Raw genomic sequence first — 21354 nt, forward strand, 5'->3', positions numbered from 1 at the left:
CCCATGACGCCTGACGTGCTCGTGATTGGCGGCGGCAACGCCGCCCTGTGCGCCGCGCTGATGGCCCGCGAGGCCGGCGCCAGCGTGCTGCTGCTCGAATCGGCTCCGCGCGAGTGGCGCGGCGGCAACTCCGGCCACACGCGCAACCTGCGCTGCATGCACGATGCGCCGCAGGACGTGCTGGTCGAGGCCTACCCCGAAGAGGAATATTGGCAGGATCTGCTCAAGGTGACGGGCGGCCTGACCAATGAACACCTGGCGCGCCTCGTCATCCGCGCTTCCAGCAACTGCCGCGACTGGATGCGCAGCCACGGTGTGCACTTCCAGCCGCCGCTCTCGGGCGCGCTGCATGTGGCGCGCACCAATGCGTTCTTCATGGGCGGCGGCAAGGCGCTGGTCAATGCCTACTACCGCAGTGCGGAAAAGCTGGGCGTGCAGATCCGCTATGAAGCGCCGGTGGACCGCATTGAGATCGAGAACGGCCGCTTCATTGCCGCGCATTGCACCGTCAACGGCAAACCCGAGCGCATCACCGCCAAAGCCTGCGTGCTGGCCGCCGGGGGCTTTGAATCGAACCGCGAATGGCTGCGCGAGGCCTGGGGCCAGAACGAGCGCGGCGAATGGCCGGCCGACAACTTCCTGATCCGCGGCACGGCCTTCAACAAGGGCGTACTGCTGCGCCATTTGCTCGAAGACCACGGCGCCGACCGCATTGGCGACCCGACGCAGGCGCACATGGTGGCCATTGACGCGCGTGCCCCGCTGTACGACGGCGGAATCTGCACGCGCATCGACTGCGTGTCGCTGGGCGTGGTGGTCAACCGCGAGGCCGAGCGCTTTTATGACGAGGGCGAAGACTTCTGGCCCAAGCGCTACGCCATCTGGGGGCGCCTGGTGGCGCAGCAGCCGGGGCAGATTGGCTATTCGATCATCGACAGCAAGGCCATCGGCCGCTTCATGCCGCCGGTGTTTCCGGGCGTCAAGGCCGACAGCCTGCCCGAGCTGGCGCAAAAGCTCGGCCTGCCAGTGGACACTTTCATGCGTACGCTCGACAGCTACAACGCTGCCTGCCGCGTAGGCCACTTTGACCACACCGCGCTGGATGATTGCCACACCGAAGGCGTCACACCCGCCAAGACGCACTGGGCGCGGACCATCGACACCGCGCCGTTCTATGGCTATGCGCTCAAGCCCGGCGTGACCTTCACGTATCTGGGCCTGCACACCGACGACACCGCCGCCGTGCGCTTCAACAACCAGCCCAGCGACAACCTGTTTGTGGCCGGCGAAATGATGGCCGGCAACGTACTGGGCAAGGGCTACACGGCGGGGGTGGGCATGAGCATTGGCACAGCATTTGGCCGCATCGCCGGCACGAACGCAGCTTTGGCATCAAAACGGCCTCCAGCGCCTGCTCGCCAAGCGCAAGAAGCTACAAAACAAGGAGCAAACCATGCAGTCGCTTGAAGCCCTGACGCGCGACGCCCGGGCGCTGGCGAACGGCGATATCGTGCTGTCGGCCCCTGAAACCGAGGTGGCACGCCAAATGCAGATCTGCAATGCCTGCCGCTACTGCGAAGGCTTTTGCGCCGTGTTCCCGGCCATGACGCGCCGGCTCGAATTTGGCAAGGCCGATATCCACTTCCTGGCCAACCTGTGCCACAACTGCGGCGCCTGCCTGCACGCCTGCCAATACGCACCGCCGCACGAGTTTGCGGTGAACGTGCCCCAGGCCATGGCCCAGGTGCGCGGGCAGACCTATGCCGATTACGCCTGGCCACCGGCGCTGGGCCAGCTCTACCAGCGCCAGGGGCTCACGCTGTCGCTGGCGCTGGCCGCAGGGCTGGCGCTGTTCCTGGTGCTGGCCGTGGTGCTGCACGGCCAGGGCCCGGCCGCGCTGTGGAGCACGCCGGTGGGCGGCTTTTACGGCATCTTCCCGCACAACCTGCTGGTGGGCTTGTTTGCGCCGGTGTTCCTGTTTGCCACGCTGGCGCTGGCGCTGGGCGTGCGCCGCTTCTGGCGCGACGTGACACCCGCCACCAGCGGCGCGCCGCTGTCCACACCGGCCGCTGCCGAGGCCACCGATGCGGTGCTGCGCCTCAAATACCTGGACGGCGGCCATGGCGACGGCTGCCACAACGAGGACGATGCCTACACCCTGTCGCGCCGGCGCTTTCACCACCTCACGTTCTACGGTTTCATGCTGTGCTTTGCAGCCACCAGCGTGGCCACGGTGTACCACTATGCCTTCGGCTGGGCCGCGCCCTACGACCTGCCCAGCCTGCCCAAACTGCTGGGCGTGGTGGGCGGCGTCAGCCTGGCGCTGGGTACGGCCGGCCTGTGGCGGCTGAACCTGCGCCGCCACCCGCTGCATGGCGATGCCGCGCAAAAACCCATGGACCGCGGCTTCATTGCCCTGCTGTTCCTCACCGCCACCAGTGGCCTGGCGCTGTGGCTGGGCCGTGACACGCCCGCCTTGGCGCTGTTGCTGTGCCTGCACCTGGGCGCGGTGATGGCACTGTTTGCCACGCTGCCCTACGGCAAGTTTGCCCACGGCATCTTCCGCACTGCGGCGCTGTTGCGCCACGCGGTGGAAAAACGCCAGCCCAACCCCATCGGGCTGGGTGCGGACTGAGCGCACCACGATCCCACGCCACCCATCACCCACAACACCCCGAGGAGACCCCATGAACAAACGCCAACTGCTGCGCGCCACCGCGCTCGCTGCCTCGTCCCTGCTGCTGGCCGGCACGGCCGCCGCCCAGGAATTTCCGCCCAAGAAACCCGTCACGCTGGTGGTGGGCTTTGCCGCGGGCGGCGCTGCCGACGCAGCCGCGCGCCTGATCGCCAAAAAGCTGGGCGAGAACATCGGCCAGTCGGTGGTGGTGGACAACAAGGGCGGCGCGGGCGGCAACATTGCCCACCAGTTTGTCGCCAATGCCGCACCCGATGGCTCGGTGCTGCTGTTCGGCTCGGTCGGCCCGCTGACCATTGCCCCGCATCTGATGAAGCTCAGCTACGACCCCTTCAAGGACCTGGCGCCCATCTCGGGCGGCGTGAACTTTCCCAACGTGCTGGTGGTGCACAAGGGCACGGGCGTGAAGACGCTGGCCGAGTTCGTTCAGCTGTCCAAAAAGAAACCCGGCAGCGTGGACTTTGCCTCCACCGGCGCGGGCTCGGCATCGCACCTGGCGGGGGAGTTGTTCAACCAGCGCGCCGGCATCGACATGGTGCATGTGCCCTACAAGGGCGGCGCGCCCGCGCTGCAGGACCTGCTGGGCGAACGCATTGCCTCCTACTTTGCCGCGCCGCCCACCGCCATGCCGCATGTGGAAACCGGCAAGCTGATTCCGCTGGCCACCACGGGCCTGACGCGCCCGGCCTACCTGCCCAACATCCCCACGGTGGCCGAGTCGGGCTTTCCGGGGTTCGAGGCGCTGAACTGGTATGCCTTCGTGGCGCCCGGCAAGACCCCAGCGCCGCTGCTGGACCGCTGGAACAAGGAGATCGTGAAGGTGCTAAATGACCCGGGCGTGAAGGAAGCCTTGCTCAAGCACGGCCTCACGCCGCAGCCCACCACGCGCGCCGAATTCACGGCCTTCATGAAGAAGGAATCGACCCAGTGGGCCGCCATCATCAAGGAGCGCAAGCTCACGGCGGACTGATTTCGGCACGGCACCCCGACGAGGCCACAGGTGCCTCGCTCAAACCATGCGGCCCCGTCAGAGGGCCGCTGCGTTTTGCAGCACGCTCGCGTCGGTGTGGATCAGTGCCAGCGGCGCACGCTGCCCGGCCAGGTAGTCCTGGATGCTCTGCAACACCAGCGGGCTGCGGTGGCGGCCTGCGCTGGCATGCAACTCATCCAGCGTCATCCACACGGTGCGCACAATGCCTTCGTCGAGCGCGCGCCATTCGTGGTGCGTGCCCACCGTGCCGGCAAAGGCAAACCGCAAGTAGGTGATGTCGTCGCCCGTGCGCGTGCGCGTAAAGCGGTTGAGGTACACGCCCACCAGGGCCACGGGTGTGAAATCGTGCGCCGTTTCCTCCAGCACCTCGCGCACGCAGGCCTCGATGGGTGACTCGCCCGGGTCCAGGTGACCGGCCGGGTTGTTGAGCTTGAGGCCATCGGCCGTGTCTTCTTCGACCAACAGGAAGCGACCATCGCGTTCGATGATGGCGGCCACGGTGACATTGGGTTTCCAGCGGTTTGGCATGGCGCGCATTATGACCATGGGCCGTGACAGGCGCCTGATGGGGCCCGCAAAGGCGCTTTGGAGCCGCCACGGGACGCTTCTTGAGCGCCGTTCAGTGCGGCACCACGGGCGCCTGCACGAAGTCGTCGAGCGACAGTCCCTTTTCCTGGAGCAGAGCCTCCAGCACCGGCTGCAGGCGGCCCAGGCTCTCGTGCACCGCCTCGCGCACGGTGTCCACCACCACCTGGGTGCTGCGCTCGATCTCGATATTCAGGCGGTCACCCACCAGCTTGTTTTCAAACACGGTGGCACGGCGGGTTTCGGGGATCAGCCAGACCTCGAACCAGCCCTCGGCCCGGTTCACTTCCGCCACCGTGAGGCTGGCGCCGTGGATGGCGATGTAGCCCTTGGCGAAAACGTATTTGCGAAAGTCGGGCGGCACGGCCACGCGCCACACCAGGTTGTTGTCGAACTCCCGGCGCTCGATGAGCGTGCCGGTGAAATCGACATGGCCCGACAGCGGGTGCCCGCCGATCTCGGCGCCATCCTTGGCAGCGCGTTCCACGTTCACGCGGTCGCCCTGCTGGTAGCTGCCCAGCGTGGTGATGTTCAGGCTTTGCAGCATCACGTCGAAGTTGGCCTGCGTGGGCGAGAGGATTTCCGTCACCGTGAGGCACACGCCGTCGGTGGCGACGCTGGCGCCAATGGCCAGGTCCTGGCAGAAGCCTTCGGGGAAGTCGAGCGTGAAGGTGCGCAGCCCTGCGCGGTCGTGTATGGCGGCAATGCCTGCCGTGGCTTGGACGATGCCTGTGAACATGGTGGCGCGGCTTTCCGGGTGCGTTGGAATGGGAGTCGGGAATTTTGCCACTGGCCGCCTTCACAGGTCACCCTGGGGTTGAAACCTGCATGCGTCCTGCTTTCATGTGTGTCGTACCAGCTCAGGGCGCCCAAAACTGGCGCAGCCCAGGCCAGGGCAGCCGAGCAAGGGCCGCCCCGCAGCGAGGGCTGCGTCCCCCTGCCCGCGCGCAGCGCAAGAGCGGGGGGAAGACGCGAAGCGTCTCAGGGGGGTGTCACCCTACCTTGCGCGCAGCAGCTCGCCGACTTCCAGCAGCACCAGCTCGTTGTCGTCGGCCTTGTTCGGGTCGCGGCTGCTGCTGAACGGCAGGTTGTTGTCGTTGCCCACCACGATGTGGGTGCCGTCCACCACATCCACGTTTTCGATGGTGAAGAACGGGAAAGTCAGCACGCCGTTGGTCAAGGGCTTCTTGGCAATCTTCTGCGGGTCCTGGATGGCCATGAGGTCGATGAAGCCGATCTTGCGGATCTCGCCGCCCACGTTCGCGTCGCTCATTTCCACCTTGTACACGCGCTTGAACTTGGGCAGATCATGGAAGCAGTCGGTGCGCTTTTGGTCTGCCGGGCAGGCCTTGTCGGCAGTGCCTTCGCCATTGTCGCGCTCGATGATCAGGCCCGTGGTGGCGTCGATCATGTTGAAGTCGCCAATCGCGTGGTGGTTGCCTTCCATCACGTACTTCCAGTGGCGGCCCGTCCATTGCTCGGACTTCACGTCGAACTCCAGCACGCGCAGGTATTGCTTGCCACTCACGTTTTCATAGGCCTTGGCCTCTTCGTTCCACAGCGCGCCTTCGAGCAGTGCATAGAGCTTGCTGCCGTCCTTGGAGGCGGCCATGGCCTCAAATCCCTTGGAACGCTTGACCTCGAACGCCGTGGGCTTGGCATCAGGGGCGCCGGGCATGAGCACACCAGGCGCGTCGGGCGAGCGCACCACCTTGCCATCCACCTGGGTTTCGAACACAGCCAGCACCTTGCCGCGCAGGTCGGCCTTGATCAGGAAAGGGCCAAATTCTTCGCCGATCCACAGCGCGCCACCGGCGAACTGGAAGCTCTCGGGGTCCAGGTCTGCGCCGGTCAGGTAGCGCTGCTTGGTGCCTTCCTGGGTGATGCGAAACGGCAGCTTCTTGTCGGGGTCGTGCAGGAACAGGGTTTTCAGGCGGTTGAATTTGCCGCTTTGAAAGTCCACCTTGTAGTGGCTCAGGTGCAGCATGAAGTCGGGCGAGTTGGCCTTGGAGCCAGCGCCGTTGTCGGTCAGAACCCAATACGAGCCATCGGCCATGCGCTTGATGCCCGAGTGCCCCTGCACCGGCTGGCCCTTGAACGGCACCGAAATGCCCGTGGGGCGACCAACCGACTTGCCTTCCACGCTGGCGAGCTTTTCGACGCGGCTGCCGGTGGTGAACTTGCCACTGGTCTGCAGGTCTGCAGGCGCATCCTTGGGGGCGGAGATCAGCGTGAGGGCGGGCAGCACTGCGTGTCCGGCCAGAGTGGCGGGGTAGGCCTGCTGGGCCAGGGCAGAGGTGGACGCGGCGCACAGCAGGGCGGCGCAGGCTGCAAGGCGGGAGAGACGGAGCATGGTGGCGATCAGGGTGGATGAAGCCGCAACGATGCATGGGCCGCGTGACTTGCCCGTGAACGCTACATGACGCCGCCTTGACAGGCCGGGGGGCAGTTCTGCAGAAGGCGCCCGCGCCCGCCTGCGTGTCCTGCGGGGGGGCCCAGCAGGCGCCCGGCTGGGCCATGCCGTCAGCGCGTGGAGGGCCAAGCTGTTGCCGCCGCCATGGCGCGCGCCATGTACACCGCGCCCGCGCCATAGGTGGCCAGGCGCTCGCGCTGCGCGGCATCGCCCAGCGGCCTGGGGGCATAGCCATGCCGCTCCCAATAGGTTTGTGAGCCCTGCACCGAAACCAGCGCCGTGTGCCGCAGTCCCTGCACCGCCGCCTCGTCCCACAGCGACTGCAGCAGTGCCTGCGCCATGCCCTGCCCGGCAAAGGCGGACAACACCGCCATGTCATGCAGGTACAGCGTGTCGGCCTGCGGCACGGGCTCGAAATCACCGTGCAGAGGCGTCACCTTGCCCAGTGCGGAGCGGTAGGCGGCCAGATAGGCGCAGATTTTTCCATCGCGCTCCAGCACCAGCGAGCAGTTGGCCGGGCTGGTCAGGCGGCGCGCAAACACCTCGGCGCTCTCGACGAAGCCCGGCCCATAGCAGGCGAGCTGCACGGCAAGAAGGTCCGCGAGGTCGTGGTGCACAAGGGCACGCAGACGGACAGGGGACTTTCGGGAAACAGGGGGGGTCAACACGGTGGCTGCAGACAAAAAGCAAGCACCGGATTGTCGGGCAAGGGGAGCCAACACCTGGTTGGCTTGCGACGCGCGCTCGGCGCGCGGGCGGTCAGACGGCCTGCGCGGCCTGTGCGGAGGCTGGCAGGCCCCAGGCGCTGGCGGTCACGGTCAGCACGGCAGCAATGGTGGCATTCACGGGCGGGAGAGAGAGGATCGGCATGGCAAACAGCATTCGGAAAACAGAACAATGCCGCAAAGGTAACCACCGGCCATGACGCGCTGATGACTGACTTGCGCCCTGTTCAAAGTGGACCAACGAAGCGTTGTGCGCACGGTATCGCAGGGACTATTGCGTGTCGTCACACGGCCGTCACGCAATGACAAAACACTGCGCCCTTGTTGTTTCAAGTCGTCACATTACCGAAGGCCCCCATGCACCTGCACGCTCCGTTCTCCACGCCCCGCCGTCCGCTGGCCCTGGCCCTGATGGGCGCACTCACCCTGGGCCTGGCGGCCTGCGGCGGCAGTGACGATGCACCCAGTTTCAAGACCATCGAGCTGAACATCGCCCACATCAACGACCACCACTCGCAGCTCGATGCCTTTGCCGCCACCGAGCTGACGCTCGACGGCGTGGCCACACAGGTCGAACTGGGCGGCTTTGCGCGCCAGACGGCGGTGTTCAAGTCGCTTGCCGGCACGCCCAACCTGCTCAAGCTGCATGCGGGCGACGCCATCACGGGCTCGCTGTACTACACCTTCTTCAAGGGCAAGGCCGATGCGCAGATGATGAACAGCATTTGCTTTGACGCCTTCATTCCCGGCAACCACGAATTCGACGACGGCGATGGCGTGTTCAAGGGCTTTCTCGATGCACTGGCCGACCCGGCCAACGGCGGCAACTGCAAGACGCCCACACTGTCGGCCAACATCGTGCCGCAGACCGGCACGCCGCTGGCCCCGGCCGGCGCCCCCGCCTACCTGCAGCCCTACACCATCAAGAAGATCGACGGCGTGGACGTGGGCATCGTGGGCGTGACCATTGCTGCCAAGACGATGAACTCTTCGCGCCCGCTGGCCACCACCCAGTTCCAGGACGAGGCGAAGGCGGCACAGAAGGCCATCGACGATCTCAAGGCCAAGGGCGTGCGCCACATCGTGCTGATGTCGCACCTGGGCTACGACAACGACAAGCAGATCGCCGCGCAACTTACCGATGTGGACGTGGTCATCGGTGGCGACTCGCACACCCTGCTGGGCGACTTCAAGGCGGTCGGGGTTGCTTCCGCCACCGGAACCTACCCCACGGTGGTCAAGAACAAATCGGGCGAGACCGTATGTATCGGCCAGGCCTGGGAATACGCCAAGGCCTACGGGCTCATGAACGTGAAGTTCAATGCGCAAGGCAGCGTAGCCAGTTGCGCAGGCAAGACCCAGCTGGTGATTGGCGACAGCTTCAAGCGCAAGGACAGCGCGGGCGCGTGGCAGCCCCTGGCCGACGCCGACCGCGCCGCACTGGTCACCAAGCTGGCCTCCCATGCCAATGTGAAGGTCGTGACGCCCGACGCCGCAGCCACCCAGACACTATCCGGCTACGCATCCCAGGTCACGGCCCAGAAGGCCATCACCATCGGCACGGCCAGCGAAGCCCTGTGCCTGATGCGCGTGCCCGGTGGCTCCAATAGCCGCAACACCGGTGTGGCAGGCTGCGAAACCGCCAACACCCTGGCGCGCGGCAGCGACGCCGCCCAGGTGGTGGCCGAAGCCTTCCTGCGCGCCAGCAAGCGCGCAGACTTTGCGCTGCAAAACGCCGGTGGCGTGCGCACGCCGATTGCTGCTGGCTCGCTCAGCATGAACACGGCGTTCACGCTGCTGCCGTTCACCAACGTACTGGTTGAGATGGACCTCAAGGGTTCGGAAGTGATTGCCGCCTTGGAAGACGGCGTGGCCGCCCATCTGGACGCGGCCGTGCCGTCGGACGGTGCGCACCCCTACGCCGCAGGCCTGCGCTGGGACCTGGACATGAGCAAAGCCAAGGGCCAGCGCTTCAGCAACGTGCAGGTGCGCAACAAGACCACGGGCGCCTGGGCCGCCATCGACCCTGCCAAGACCTACGTGCTGGTCACCAACGACTTCGTGGCTGCGGGTGGGGATGGTTATGCCACGCTCAAGCCCGTCTACACCGCAGGCCGCTATGTCAACACCTACCTGCTCTACACCCAGAGCTTCGTGGACTATGTGATCGCCCAGGGCACCATCGCCCGCCCCAAGGCGGCTGACTACTCGCACCAGAAGGTCATCACCAAGGCCGGCGTGGCGCTGCCCTGAGGAAGATCTGCGTGGCATGCGAACCCATGCCAAGCACCCAACCTGCTCCGGAGTGCAATGCCTTGGCGCTGTGTGGCGCCGCTAGCGCGCCACCGCCAGCCCCGCGCCATGCCCGCGCGTGAAGGCTTCTTCAAACACCGAATAGCCCGACCAGTCGCTGTGCGCAAAGGCCAGGCGTGCGGTGGTGGGCGTCGGGAGCCAGGCGGCGCGCTCACCATTTGATAGCTGTTTGCGCTTATCTGGCAGGGGTTGAAGGCCAATCTGGCTTAAAAACCCCAGCACACCCGGCGTGGGAATGGACATGGCGTGACCGTAACGGGTGATGTCCACGCGCGTGGCGCGGCGCCGCAGGTCGGGGTGGGGCACGCTCAAGGCGGCCAGCGTGGCGTTGGCCCAGTGCGTCCAGGGCTGGGTGGCCAGTTGCTCGCGGCCCTGCGGCACATCGCCCAGCGCCTGGTAGTAGCTCAGCACCGTGGGGCCGGCGAGCACGGCGCGCGGGTCCAGGCGCTGGTGGCCGGCGTCCACATAGCCCAGGCCACCCGGGTTGGCATCGCCATAGAGCACGTTGTCCCACGCGGGCGCGGCGCCGGGGCGGTCGGCCAGCGGTGCGTCGATGTGGATGTTGGCCACCAGCCACGGCGCCCACGACAGGCGCCGCGCGGCCTCGCGCAAAAAGGCGGGCGGGCCCTGCACCACACGCGCCGCCATGAACACCGGCAGCGCCACGATGCAGCGCTGCGCCTGCCAGCGCTCCATGCTGTCGGTGGCATGGTTGAAGGCGTCCACCTGCACGCCACGGCGGCCCTCGGTGATGCGCAGCACGCTGCAGCCCGTGCGCAACTGGCCCCCGTCGTGCAGCGGCGCGGCCAGGCGCTGGGTGAGCCAGCCGTTGCCCTCGGGCCAGGTGAGAACGCCCTCGCGGTCTTCGGCGGCGGCCTCGCCCGGCGCATGAAAGCCGTGGCGGCTGGCAAAGTAGTGGATGCCGGCCCAGGCCGACACGCGCGCCGTGCCCGCGCCATAGTCGTCGCGGCAGCAGTAGTCGAGGTACCAGCGCAGGCGCGGGTCATCCAGCCCCTCCTGGTCCAGCCATGCAGCAAAAGTCATAGCATCTAGCGTTTGATGGGTGGGCGCTAGTGGCCGTTTTGCATCCAAACCCTTGAGCATGGGCATGGTGAAGCGCGCGGCCTTGCCCAGCGCCTGCACCCGCTCGGCAAAGCGCCGGTACTGCGCCAGCGTGGCCTCGCCCACGCCCTGCACGGGCAGCAGGCCCTCTTGCCACTCGCCCTCGAAGAACAGGCGCTCCTGCGGGCTGTGGGCCAGGTGGCGCTCGTCGTATTGCCAGCGCCCGGCCACGCGCTGGCGCAGGCCCAGTTCTTCCAGCAGGTCTTGCACCTCGCGCGCGTCGTCGCCGGGCACGGGCAGGTAATGCGCGCCCAGCGGGCAGGCGATGCCGTTGACCTGGCCGCCGCGGCTGTTGCCGCCCGGCTGGTCTTCCAGCTCCAGCAGGGCAAAGTCATCCACGCCCGCCAGCCGCAGCGAGCGCGCCGCCGCCAGCCCGGCCACGCCGCCGCCCGCAATCACCACCTGCGCGCGGCGCACCACGGCGGGCGCGGGCAGGGTGCCCGTGGCCAGCAGGTCGCGCAGGGCATGGCCGCGCGCCATGTCGATGCCAGTGAAGCCGCCTTCGAGCGTGCGCGGCGCCCGGTCGCAGCCCGACGACAGCACGGACATGGCTGCCGAGGCGGCTGCGGTGGCAAGAAAGTGGCGGCGTTGCATGGCGTCAGTATCTTTCAGGCCGCATGATGCACGCGCTCGAAGAAACTGGCGCGGCCAAAGCCAGCAAACGCCGCGCAAGGGCCGCCCCGCCGCGCTGGCGTTGTCCCCCTGCGGGGAAGACGCGAAGCGGCTCAGGGGGGTATCTCAATGTTTTCCCCACTCGCGCTCATAGGTGTGCACCAGCGCCTGGTTGGACAGGCGGTTCACCTCGGCGGGCACGCGCGCCATGTCGAGCGGAAAGTCAAACAGCAGGGGCAGCGTGCCGGCGCTCAGAAACTGCAGCCCCGCAGGCAGCGCCTCGGGCAGGCGCCAGGGGCGGCGGCTGGCGATGACGAAGCCCCACTCGCCAAAGCTGGGCACATGGGCGTGGTAGGGCGCCGTGCGCAGACCCACCGATTCGATGGTCTGCACCACGGTCCAGAAGCTTTGCCGCGCCACCAGGGGCGAGGTGGTCTGCACCACGGCATAGCCGCTGGCGCTCAGGCGCTGCTCCAGCAGGGCGTAGAAGCTGTTGGTGTAGAGCTTGCCGATGGAAAAATTGGTGGGGTCGGGGAAGTCAACCACGATCACATCGAAAAGGTCATCGGTGTCCTGCAGCCACTGAAACGCGTCGGTGTTGACGACATGCACCTTGGGGTTGGCCAGCGCCCCGCCGTTCAGGCGCGTCAGCGTTTCATGCTGGCTGAACAGCCGCGTCATGGCCGGGTCCAGCTCGACCAGCGTGACCGATTCGACAGAGGGGTATTTGAGGATCTCGCGCACCGCCATGCCGTCGCCGCCGCCCAGCACCGCCACCTTCTTGGGCGCGCCATGCGCCGCCATGGCCGGGTGCACCAGGGCCTCGTGGTAGCGGTATTCATCGCGCTCGGCGAACTGCAGGTTGCCGTTGAGGAACAGCCGGTGGCCCTGCTTGCCTTGGGTGACCACGATGCGCTGGTAGGGCGAAGCTGCGGTAAAGACAATGCGGTCCTGGTAGAACTTGTCTTCGGCAAAGCTGGTGATCTGCTCGGCCCCCACCAGCGCGGCCAGCAGCAAGCCCAACACCATCACGCAGGCCGCCACATGCGCGCGCAGGCGGCGCAGCTCCCAGCGAAACAGCCACACCGCCCACAGCGCCACCAGCGCATTCATCAGGCCAAACAGCAGCCCCGTGCGGATCAGCCCCAGCTGCGGCACCAGCAGCAGCGGAAACGCCAGCGACACGGCCAGCGCGCCCAGGTAGTCGAACGTGAGCACCTGCGAAACCAGGTCTTTCAGCGCCACGTTGCGCTTCAAGATGCGCATGACCAGCGGAATCTCGAGGCCGACGAGCGTGCCCACCACCAGCACCATGCCATACAGCAGGAAGCGAAACGCCCCCGGCGCATAAGCGTTGGCGATGAAGAGCGTGGCTGGCAGCGCCCCACCGATCAGCGCCACCAGCAATTCGATGCGCAGGAAATGCGCCGGCAGCTGCCGCTCGAAATAGCGTGACAGCCACGAGCCCACGCCCATGGCAAACAGATAGGTGCCGATGATGGTGCTGAACTGCAGCACCGAGTCGCCCAGCAAATACGACGCCAGCGCGCCCGCCGCCAGCTCGTAGAGCAGTCCGCAGGCCGCCACCACGAACACGCTGGCGAGCAGGGCGATGTCGATGGGGCGGGCGCCGCCGGGTGGCGCCCCAGGCGCGGTGGCAGGTGTCATGCCAACACCGTATCGAGCTGCTGCGCCAGGCTCTTGCCGTCTTGCTGCCGGGTCAGCCAGCCAAATACGGCTTTGCCCGCGCTGGCCTGGGCCCACAGCGCACCGACCTGGCTCTTTTCAATTTCATAAGGGTCGCTCAGCAAATGCGCCCCCTTGTATTCGAGCAAGGCCACACGGCCATCGACCAGCTCGGCCACAAAGTCGGCAAAAAACCGGCCGCGCGACGTGGGCAGGGCAAAGCCGCAGGGCGCGGTGTCGAGGTTGCGCACCCATTGCTTGACCTGGGGGTGGCGGTCGATCAATTGCGCGCACTGAAACTCTTCGCCGCCGTCTTTCAGGTCGGCCAGCACGGCAAAGTAATGCCGCGTGAACTGGTAGCGCCCGCTGTAGCGCGACGCCACCGGTGCCGGGTAGCGGCCCGGCTCAAACACATGGGGCCGGGCCCAGTCGCTCTCGACCAACCATGCGCCCGCCTGGCCGTTTTGCAACACCAGCTGCCGAAACTGCCGCGTGGCCGCCTGGTCGCGCAGATCGCCCACATGCAGCGCGATGCACCGGGCCAACTGAAACCGCGCCTGCGCCAGCACCACCAGCGGCAGGCCGCAGGCGTGCAGCTGGTGATTCACCACGGCCGCCAGAAAAGCGCGGCGCTGCGACTGGGTGGTGCCCGCCAGCGGCGCGTGCAGCGCCTTGTGCAGCGACTGGTCCAGCCAGCGCACCAGCGTGTCGGCGGTGATGCTGCTGGCGCCGTAGTCCATGGCCATTTGCTGCACATCGATGGGGCGCAGCGTCACGCGTGCGTCCTTCACGTCGATCTCGATCACGTTCGACTCTTGCACCACATGAAAACCGGGCAGCTGCACGGCCTGGGGGCTGAGCAGGTCCAGCTCCACCGTGCCCAGCACCGCGCCCTGCTCCAGCGGCCACAGCGGCGCCTGTGCGTCGGTGCGGTAGGCCAGGGTGGGCACGGGCGCAAAGGGCACGCCGCGCGATGCGGGCGCCACGCTGGCCGCCACCAGCGCGTTGTGCTGGGCCACCTGCTCGCGCAGCTGCTCCTGCTTTTTGGCACCGCGCACCTGGGCCAGCATCAGCGCCTCGGTGCTGGCCTCGATGTGGCCCGCCACCACCACCTGCGCGGCGCCCGCAATGGTTTGCTGCTGTACACCGGGCACCGCCAGCAGCTCGGGCGTGGCCGCAATCGCTTCAAAATTGGTAGCTATCAGCGCTTGAGGGGCGGGCGCTAAAGGCGAATTTTGTTCATATTCTTCGCCAAACAGCGGGTAGCTCGAAGGCGGCGCCAGCATCGACGCCACATCCAGCGCCTCGAACCCCATGTGCTGGATCAGGCGATCTGCCAGCGCGTGCGCCGCCGCAGAAAACTCCGCTGCGCACACATGGGCATAGGCGCGGTTGAGCGCCTCGCGCCCGCGCCGGCGGGCATGCGGCATGCGCAGCACCCGGCCCAGCAACTGCTCCACCGCCGTGGCGCTGGTCAGCTTTTGCAGGCTGCACAGCACATAGGCAAACGGGCAGTCCCAGCCCTCGCGCAGCGCCTGCACGGTAATCACAAAGCGCACCGGGCAATGGCGCGCCGCCAGGTCGATGTCGTCCAGCCCGCGCTGGGTGCCCGTGGCCACCACGATCTGGTTGTCTGGCAGGTTGAGCTCGTTGACCAGATAGTCGCGCAGCTTCTCGGGCGGCATTTCGTCGCCCACGTTCTGCGCCTGAAACAGCACGATGGGCCGCACATAACCGTGGCCCTCGGCCTCGTCCTTCAGTGCCTCGGCCTCCAGCTTGCGCTGCGTCTGCACCGCGCCAAACACGGCGGCGGGCCAGCCCTCGGGGTGCTCGGCCAGCACGATGGGCAGCTTGATCATGTCCTCGGCCGCCAACTCCTGGGCGCTGACGTGGTAAAGCACATTGGTCTTGGCCGCAATCGGCGTGGCCGTCAGCTCCAGGATGAACGCGGGGTTCAGGCGCTGCAGCGCGGTGAAGCTCTTGTCCGTCTTGGTGTTGTGCGCCTCGTCCACGATGACCAGGGGGCGGTGCAGCGCCAGCCAGTTGGCCAGGCTCCAGCGCGGCTGGCCCACAAAGCCTGCCAGCACGCCGGTGGCATCTTGCGCGGCGTCTTGCGCCGTCACCACCGCGTCGGGCAAGTCATGCAGGCAGGCCATGGCGCCTTCTGGCGCGCCCTTGAAGTGCGGCTCAAAGCCCTCCGAGAAGCTGTACACATTGCGCTGGCCCGCGTCCTCGATGCGAAAGCTCTGGATAGTTGCCACCACCACCACGGCATGGCGCCCCCAGTCGGGCGGGGCGATTTGCGCCACATCGTCGAGCGTGCACACCTGCAAGCCCTCGCCGTAGGCATCGGTCAGCGCGGTGCGGTAGGCGTGGCCCGGCGTCTGCAAGGCCTTGAGCGTTTGCTGGCGGATGGCATCGCTGGGCACCAGCCACACGGCCACCGGCGCATCGCTGCCTTGCCACTCGCGCGCCAGCAGGGGCACCGCGTGCGCTGCCAACACCGTTTTGCCGCCACCCGTGGGAATGCGCAGGCACACGCAAGGCACCTGCGGGCCAAAGGCGTCAAGGTTGTACGGGCGGCCCGCCAGTTCGCCAAAGGCCAGCGCCGGGCTCTTGATGCGGGCTGCGCGGGCGAACGCGGCCAGCGCATCGAGGGCGGCCTGCTGGTAGGTCTTGAGGGTGATGGAATAGGTCATGAAAAATCTTCCCGCAGGCTGCGGTAGGCCTGCTGCGGGGAATGGGGCGTATCCGGCAACGTCATGGCAATGCGCTTTTGCGCCAACAGCGGGCGCAGGTAATCCTGTCGGATGGTTTCGGGCTTGCGGCTCAGCAATAGGGCCAGTTCTTCGGCCCGCCATGCCCGCACATTGCAAAGTTCCACTACCAGTTCGCGCACCAGCTCCGGCGGGTGGCGTCGGCCTATGCTGCCGATGCGCGCCGCCAATTGACCTGGAATTTCATCCAGCAGCGCATTCCGTTCCTCGTCCGACTTACTGGATAAGCCCTCAGACATGCTGGATAAGAGGGCTGGCTTACTGGATAAGAGGTCTGGCTTACTGGATAGTGCGTCCAGCTTGCCAGACAAGCCGCCAGGCGCGCCGCCCACCAGCTTGTCCGTAGGCTGGTACCAGGTCGCCGAGCCCCGGCCCTGCTGGTTGAAAAGGCCCGCGTCGCGCAATCGCCGCAGGGCGTTGCTGGCGGTCAGGGTGTCCACCTTGTTCAAAGCGCGGTAGGTCGCGTTGTCGATGGCGCCAGCCTCGCGCGCCACGACCAGGGCGCGGGCCTCCTCGTCGCTGAGCTGCAGGGCCTTGAACTGCCCCAGCCAGCGGATGTCGTCCTCGCCCAGAAAGTGGTGAAAGAAAAACAGGGTGCTGAACTGATCCTGGCCCCGGTCTGACTCGAACAGGGGTGGCACCAGCCCGGCCTTGTCCATCGCCTCGCGCATGGCGCGAATGCCGCTGCCCTTGGTTTCGGCAAAGCGGGTTTCATGCAGCACGGCGGCGATGTGGGGGTTGCGCGGCATGGAGCCCGGCTCCCCAAGGTGATCCGGCGACTTGAGCGAAAAGCCAGGGTTGCGGATTTCGAGCCGGTTGGCGTAGCGAACGACCTGCACCGGCGCCTGCACGCGGTAGCTGCGGTGCATCAGGGCATTGACCAGCGCCTCGCGCAGCGCGCGCAGCGGGATCACGGGCCGGTCGCTGCGCTGCAACTGGCCTTCTTCCAGCCCAAAGCCCTTGGGCAGGTCATCCAGCACCGCGGCCTGGGTGCGGCGCAGCAGCGTGAAGAGCGGCGCACGCAGCTCCACGGTGTCAAAGCGGCGGTCGGGATGCGGCACCCATTCACGTCCCGGCACCCGGATGTAGTCCACCCGCGTCATCGGAAAGCAGCGGCGCAAGGCAACGGGCTTGCCAAACAGCAGCAACCCGGCCACCGTGGGCTTCCATGCGCCTGTCGCATCGCGCCGCACCGCGCTCAAAGCCTGCAAGAGTTCTGCGTCCGTCCACCGCAGTTCCTCGGCATCGGGGTTGGCCTCGGCCCGGGCCTGGCGGTAGTCGGCAATGGCGTCGTCGTCCAGATCATCCAGTTCGGCGCCAGAAACCAGCCCCGTATCAAAACTTTCACGCTGGCGCGATTGGTACAGCGTTTCCAGATCGTCTTCGGTGCACCGCTGGTCGGTGCTGCCAATGCGGCGAAATGCGCCTTTGGGCAAGCCCGTGGCCTTGAAGTAGATGGGCTTGTCCTGCGGGGCGGCCTCGGGCACGAAAACCACCACGACCGGTTCGCCCGCCAACGTTTCGGTGCGGATCTCCACCCGCAGCGGCATGTTGAACGTCGTGGCGCACTGGCTGGCCAAGTCGGCGCTGAGCTTGTCCGGATGGGGCACGCCCTCCACCGCATACGCGGGAAACAGCGCCTGTTCATCGGGAGCCACGCCCAGCAGCAGCCAGCCACCGCCCAGATGCGGCTCATTGGCAAAGGCGCAAATGGTTTCCAGCAGCGACCTGCCCGCCTCCTGCGCTCGCTTGGCCTCAATGCGTTCGTTTTCGTCAAGCAGGTTCAGGCTTTCCAGCAACTCCGATGCGTTCATCCCTCACCGTGCCTTCACGTCATACGGAATGTGCTTGAACGTGACCCGCGCCAGCGCCAGGCGCGCTTCGCCCAGGCGGCAGGCCTCGCCATACACCACCAGCGGTGTCTCGGGGTGGGGCGTGGTGGCGTGCAGCTCCAGCAGCGCATCGAGCACGGCCGAGGTCAGCACATTGCCGCTGGCCGGGCGCTTGTCGCCCAGGATGCCGTTGAACAGCAGGTAATACGCCGTGCGGCTGCGCAGCACGGGGGCCGGTGCGGGAACGGGTTCGGGCGGGGGCAGCGCGTCGGGCGCCTGCAGGCCGAGTTCGCCCTGGGCCGGCGGGGTTTGCGCGGCTGGGGGCAGGGTTTCAGGTGAAATAGGCTCCTGGCGCCCGTCTGGCAAGCGCTCATAGCTATCAAAAACAGAGTGCGTGCCCAGGTGAGACGTGCCCGGCGTGGCTCGCGCGGGGTCAAAGGCGGTGCCGGTTTCCTGCTGCCAGACAAAGGCGGCCAGCGTGGCAAAGCGCACCTCGGGGTGGATGCAGCCATCGGCGTCAAAAATCGGCGCGCCCAGCCTCTGGAAGCGAAAGCCGCCGCCGCCCTGCCAGCCCACCGCCTGGCTGATGCCGCCCTGCTCGCCGTCAATCACCTTTTGCAGGCGCGGCAGGCAATGGGTGGCAGCGTGCTCGCCCATCTCGATGCCGATCCAGCGCCGGCCCATCTTGTGGGCGACTGCGGCCGTGGTGCCGGAGCCGAGGAAGCTGTCGAGGACGAGGTCGTTGGGGTGGGTGGCGATGTGGAGGATGCGCTGGATCAGGCGTTCTGGCTTCGGGGTCCCGAAGCTGGTTTCACCACCGAAAAGAGTGTTCGCCTCTTTTTTTGCTTCGTCGGTGTGACCTACTTCTTCCGATGGCCACCATGTCCAGGGAGCCAGCCCAGGCACTTCTGACAGGTAGCGAATGATGTTGGGCTGTGCATCCCCATTCTTGCCAAAGTAAATCCTGCCTTCTGCAAGTAAGCGCTCATAGGTAGCCCTGGCGATGCCCCAACACCGCCCGTCTGGGGGGAAATGCGATTTGCCGCTGGGTGTGACAACTTCGTAGAACTGTTCTGGCGTAGCGTGGCCTGCCTGTGCCGTCATCGGCACAGGCCGCCAACGCCCTTGTGGGTCGTTGTTGGGGTTGCGGTAAACCTTTGCCTGTTCCTCGTTCATGGGTACCAGATTGCGCTCACGCTTGAAACGTTCTGGATTTCGTGCATACACATGAAGGTAGTCATGCACATCGCCAATCGCTTCACGGTTTTCTCGTGAGTAGCGCTTTTGCCAAACGCAACTCGCCACAAAATTCCGCCGCCCAAACACCTCATCCATCAGCACCTTGAGGTAATGCCCCTCGTTGTCGTCGATCGTCACCCAGATCGAGCCGTCGTCACTGAGCAGGTCGCGCAGCAGCTGCAGGCGCGGCAGCATCATGCTGAGCCACTGGCTGTGCTCCAGGTTGTCGTCGTAATGCTCGAAGGCGCTTTTGGTGTTGTAGGGCGGGTCGATGAAGATGCATTTCACCTGCCCCCGGTAAAACGGCAGCAGGGCCTTGAGGGCTTCGAGGTTGTCGCCCTGGATGAGCAGGTTGCCTTGTGCGCTGGCGGCGTCGCCGTGGGTCGAGACGTTTTCCAGCAGGCGGTAGGGCACCTGGGCGGCGGTGGTGAAGGCGTGGGCGCGGTTGAGCCAGTCGAGGGTGGGCATGGGGTGGTGGTGTCGGGCCGGGGGGGCCGGTGAAAGCAGGCGGTATTGTGTGGCCTGCGCCATGGCGCGGAGCCACCCGCAGGGGGTGGCGCGGTGGGGCGGGGCAACGCGGTGACTTTAGCCGCCGTGGATGGCGGCCGCCACGATGATGCTGATGCCCAAACTCATGGCGGCCACCACCATGGCCAGGGCCTTGTTCTGTTTTTCGACGATTTCGCGCCACAGGTCGTAGGGCGTGATCTTGTCGATGAGGACGAAGCTGAGCCAGAACACCAGCACGCCCACCAGGGCAAACAGGATGGAGCCAAAAAATGCGGCGGGCCGCAGCCATTCAATTCCCATGATGACCTCCGTGGGTAAAAATTATTTGTGCCCGCCGCCGGATGAATACCCGCCAAACGAGCCGCCCGAACTGCGGTATCCGCTGCCCGACGACCCTGAGCAATTGCCCAGGATGATGAGCAGGATGAGGATGATGACCGCAATCAGGATGATGGTGCCGCAGCCCAGGCCCGACTTGGCCACGAAGGGGCCGGGGTCGTCGCGCTGCAGCACGTCTTTCTTGTCTTCGAGCTTGAAGGCCTTGACCACGGTGTCGCTGGCCAGCTTGTCGCCAGACGACCAGGTGATCTCACTCTTGCTTTGCTCCATCGACAGCAGGCCCTTGCTGCTTTCAAAGTCGCGGTTGCTGGTTTTCTGGCCGCGCTCCACCTGCCAGTAGAACTCGCCCAGCACGTAGGTGGTTTCGGCCTCGTAGCTGTATTTGAGCTGGTAGGTGGTGCCCATATAGGTGGCGCTGCGGCCGCTGGCGGCCAAGGTGGGCGCGCCCGTGGTGGGGCGCACCAGGCTCCAGCCTTCTTCCGAATCGACCAGAAAGGCAAAGCCGCGCTTTTGGTTGTAGAGCAGGTATTCGCTCCAGCCAAAGTGTTCATCGTCACCTGGCTCCACGCCCATGCGGTGCTGAAATCCCACCACCTGCCAGGGTACGCCCTGCAGCTGGCCCTTGCTGCCCAGCGGGATGATGGGGCGCACCGGCTCGTCCTGCTGGGCCGAGCGCAGTTCGCCGCCCACGCCGCTATCGAGGCTGATGATGCTGGCGCACGAGCCGCAGGTTACGGTTTTGGAGGTGGCCAGCTGCACCTGCACCGGCGCGCCGCAGTGCGGGCAGTTGAACTGGCGGCCTTTTTCGTCTTTGGCCGATTCGTCTTTCAGACCGGTGAGCTGCAGGTCTTCGAGCAGTACTGCCTTGCCGCGCTCGACGCCGGGCGGTGTGTGGCCGTAGTCGATGCTGACCACTTCACCGTCGGCGCTGCGCAGCTCCACCAGGTCGAAAAGCTGCCCCAGCGGCGGCAGCTTGGGCAGCTCGCCCTGGGCCGAGATCAGCTGCGCCTGGCCCGTGTAGGCCACGCTGTAGGGCTTGCCGTTGATGGCCGTTGTGGTGCCGATGCGAAAGCGTGCGGCCTCGGGCATGTCGCGGCCGGGGTCGATGGGGCGAGTGAAGACGTAGGCGCCGTTGTCCTCGCCCAGCGTGGCCAGCGTGCCGTCTTGCAAGAAGGCGGCCCATTCGGTCCAGACGCCCGCGTCGCCCTTGTATTGCAGGCGTCCAATCAGCGTGAAGGGCAGGTCCTTGCCGTCGATGTTGATGCGGCCGCTGGCCATGAGCTGCAGCGGGCTGTGGTCGTCGAACAGCTCGGCCATCTTGCCCAGGCGCGTGAGCACCTCGCCGCTGCGCACCACGGTGCTCTGGCAGTAGCCGCAGACGGCGTGCGTGGACTGCGCGCTCTTGAACTCAACCGGCGCACCGCAGCCGGGGCAGGGCGCGCGGTAGTAACGCTGGGTGGGCTGTGTGGGGTCGGTAGCCATCGGGCGGGGGCTGCTTGCGCCGTGCAGCGCGGA

The 21354-nt window shown here is 66.4% G+C and carries 15 protein-coding genes; 4 read left to right on the forward strand and 11 right to left on the reverse strand.

Annotation, left to right across the window (positions count from 1 at the left end):
- Positions 1 to 3 precede the first annotated feature (3 nt).
- The 3 genes from tcuA to CBP34_RS18955 are packed head-to-tail and all read left to right on the forward strand — an operon-like array spanning position 4 to position 3665.
- A complete protein-coding gene (gene tcuA / locus CBP34_RS18945) occupies positions 4 to 1467 on the forward strand; it encodes an FAD-dependent tricarballylate dehydrogenase TcuA (RefSeq protein ID WP_094098934.1) in 1464 nt (487 codons plus the stop codon).
- Positions 1454 to 2635 carry a tricarballylate utilization 4Fe-4S protein TcuB gene (gene tcuB, locus CBP34_RS18950; RefSeq protein WP_094098935.1) on the forward strand — a complete coding sequence of 394 codons (1182 nt, stop codon included), beginning with the start codon at positions 1454 to 1456 and terminating at the stop codon, positions 2633 to 2635. Before tcuA ends, tcuB begins: the two co-directional genes overlap by 14 nt.
- Before the next feature lie 52 nt (positions 2636 to 2687).
- Positions 2688 to 3665 carry a Bug family tripartite tricarboxylate transporter substrate binding protein gene (locus CBP34_RS18955; protein ID WP_086913744.1) on the forward strand — a complete coding sequence of 326 codons (978 nt, stop codon included), beginning with the start codon at positions 2688 to 2690 and terminating at the stop codon, positions 3663 to 3665.
- 57 nt (positions 3666 to 3722) lie between these two features.
- On the opposite strand, the gene CBP34_RS18960 is transcribed toward CBP34_RS18955, so the two are convergent.
- The 4 genes from CBP34_RS18960 to CBP34_RS18975 all read right to left on the reverse strand — a co-directional run bounded on the left by CBP34_RS18960 (position 3723) and on the right by CBP34_RS18975 (position 7301).
- On the reverse strand, positions 3723 to 4214 hold the full coding sequence (locus CBP34_RS18960; protein WP_094099275.1) for an NUDIX hydrolase: 492 nt from the start codon (positions 4212 to 4214) through the stop codon (positions 3723 to 3725).
- A gap of 91 nt (positions 4215 to 4305) precedes the next feature.
- Positions 4306 to 5010, reverse strand: a complete 705-nt coding sequence (locus CBP34_RS18965; RefSeq protein ID WP_094098936.1) for a riboflavin synthase subunit alpha — start codon at positions 5008 to 5010, stop codon at positions 4306 to 4308.
- Between the two features lie 258 nt (positions 5011 to 5268).
- The gene (locus CBP34_RS18970) at positions 5269 to 6624 is read right to left on the reverse strand and encodes an esterase-like activity of phytase family protein (protein WP_094098937.1); all 1356 of its coding nucleotides are present in this window, start codon (positions 6622 to 6624) and stop codon (positions 5269 to 5271) included.
- A 170-nt stretch (positions 6625 to 6794) separates the two neighbouring features.
- The gene (locus CBP34_RS18975; protein WP_335622255.1) at positions 6795 to 7301 is read right to left on the reverse strand and encodes a GNAT family N-acetyltransferase; all 507 of its coding nucleotides are present in this window, start codon (positions 7299 to 7301) and stop codon (positions 6795 to 6797) included.
- A 465-nt stretch (positions 7302 to 7766) separates the two neighbouring features.
- On the opposite strand from CBP34_RS18975, the gene CBP34_RS18980 reads away from it, so the two are divergent.
- Positions 7767 to 9662 (forward strand): bifunctional metallophosphatase/5'-nucleotidase, encoded by a 1896-nt coding sequence (locus CBP34_RS18980; RefSeq protein ID WP_094098938.1) that lies wholly within the window; start codon positions 7767 to 7769, stop codon positions 9660 to 9662.
- Between the two features lie 81 nt (positions 9663 to 9743).
- On the opposite strand, the gene CBP34_RS18985 is transcribed toward CBP34_RS18980, so the two are convergent.
- The 7 genes from CBP34_RS18985 to CBP34_RS19015 all read right to left on the reverse strand — a co-directional run bounded on the left by CBP34_RS18985 (position 9744) and on the right by CBP34_RS19015 (position 21321).
- Entirely contained in the window at positions 9744 to 11438 is a 1695-nt protein-coding gene (locus CBP34_RS18985) for an FAD-dependent oxidoreductase (protein ID WP_094098939.1), read from the reverse strand.
- Between the two features lie 144 nt (positions 11439 to 11582).
- A complete protein-coding gene (locus tag CBP34_RS18990) occupies positions 11583 to 13124 on the reverse strand; it encodes a polyamine aminopropyltransferase (RefSeq protein ID WP_094098940.1) in 1542 nt (513 codons plus the stop codon).
- Entirely contained in the window at positions 13121 to 15841 is a 2721-nt protein-coding gene (locus CBP34_RS18995; RefSeq protein WP_094098941.1) for a DEAD/DEAH box helicase, read from the reverse strand. Before CBP34_RS18995 ends, CBP34_RS18990 begins: the two co-directional genes overlap by 4 nt.
- The gene (locus tag CBP34_RS19000) at positions 15838 to 17733 is read right to left on the reverse strand and encodes an ATP-binding protein (protein ID WP_094098942.1); all 1896 of its coding nucleotides are present in this window, start codon (positions 17731 to 17733) and stop codon (positions 15838 to 15840) included. Before CBP34_RS19000 ends, CBP34_RS18995 begins: the two co-directional genes overlap by 4 nt.
- 3 nt (positions 17734 to 17736) lie before the next feature.
- Positions 17737 to 19458 carry a site-specific DNA-methyltransferase gene (locus CBP34_RS19005; protein WP_094098943.1) on the reverse strand — a complete coding sequence of 574 codons (1722 nt, stop codon included), beginning with the start codon at positions 19456 to 19458 and terminating at the stop codon, positions 17737 to 17739.
- Positions 19459 to 19575: 117 nt separating this feature from the next.
- Positions 19576 to 19800: a DUF350 domain-containing protein gene (locus CBP34_RS19010; protein ID WP_086928438.1), complete on the reverse strand. Its 225-nt coding sequence runs from the start codon at positions 19798 to 19800 to the stop codon at positions 19576 to 19578.
- A 21-nt stretch (positions 19801 to 19821) separates the two neighbouring features.
- Positions 19822 to 21321 carry a DUF4178 domain-containing protein gene (locus CBP34_RS19015; RefSeq protein ID WP_086928437.1) on the reverse strand — a complete coding sequence of 500 codons (1500 nt, stop codon included), beginning with the start codon at positions 21319 to 21321 and terminating at the stop codon, positions 19822 to 19824.
- Between the last annotated feature and the right edge of the window lie 33 nt (positions 21322 to 21354).

The organism is Acidovorax carolinensis (assembly GCF_002157145.1).
GTDB classification, from domain to species: domain Bacteria; phylum Pseudomonadota; class Gammaproteobacteria; order Burkholderiales; family Burkholderiaceae_C; genus Acidovorax; species Acidovorax carolinensis.

Excerpts from the sequence above, each read along its gene's own strand:
- CBP34_RS19015 (WP_086928437.1), bottom strand. The coding sequence starts at position 21,321 with ATGGCTACCGACCCCACACAGCCCACCCAGCGTTACTACCGCGCGCCC.
- CBP34_RS18995 (WP_094098941.1), bottom strand. The coding sequence starts at position 15,841 with ATGACCTATTCCATCACCCTCAAGACCTACCAGCAGGCCGCCCTCGAT.
- CBP34_RS18985 (WP_094098939.1), bottom strand. The coding sequence starts at position 11,438 with ATGCAACGCCGCCACTTTCTTGCCACCGCAGCCGCCTCGGCAGCCATG.
- CBP34_RS18970 (WP_094098937.1), bottom strand. The coding sequence starts at position 6,624 with ATGCTCCGTCTCTCCCGCCTTGCAGCCTGCGCCGCCCTGCTGTGCGCC.
- CBP34_RS19005 (WP_094098943.1), bottom strand. The coding sequence starts at position 19,458 with ATGCCCACCCTCGACTGGCTCAACCGCGCCCACGCCTTCACCACCGCC.
- CBP34_RS18990 (WP_094098940.1), bottom strand. The coding sequence starts at position 13,124 with ATGACACCTGCCACCGCGCCTGGGGCGCCACCCGGCGGCGCCCGCCCC.
- CBP34_RS18965 (WP_094098936.1), bottom strand. The coding sequence starts at position 5,010 with ATGTTCACAGGCATCGTCCAAGCCACGGCAGGCATTGCCGCCATACAC.
- CBP34_RS19000 (WP_094098942.1), bottom strand. The coding sequence starts at position 17,733 with ATGAACGCATCGGAGTTGCTGGAAAGCCTGAACCTGCTTGACGAAAAC.
- tcuB (WP_094098935.1), top strand. The coding sequence starts at position 1,454 with ATGCAGTCGCTTGAAGCCCTGACGCGCGACGCCCGGGCGCTGGCGAAC.
- CBP34_RS18955 (WP_086913744.1), top strand. The coding sequence starts at position 2,688 with ATGAACAAACGCCAACTGCTGCGCGCCACCGCGCTCGCTGCCTCGTCC.
- CBP34_RS18980 (WP_094098938.1), top strand. The coding sequence starts at position 7,767 with ATGCACCTGCACGCTCCGTTCTCCACGCCCCGCCGTCCGCTGGCCCTG.
- CBP34_RS18960 (WP_094099275.1), bottom strand. The coding sequence starts at position 4,214 with ATGCCAAACCGCTGGAAACCCAATGTCACCGTGGCCGCCATCATCGAA.
- CBP34_RS19010 (WP_086928438.1), bottom strand. The coding sequence starts at position 19,800 with ATGGGAATTGAATGGCTGCGGCCCGCCGCATTTTTTGGCTCCATCCTG.
- tcuA (WP_094098934.1), top strand. The coding sequence starts at position 4 with ATGACGCCTGACGTGCTCGTGATTGGCGGCGGCAACGCCGCCCTGTGC.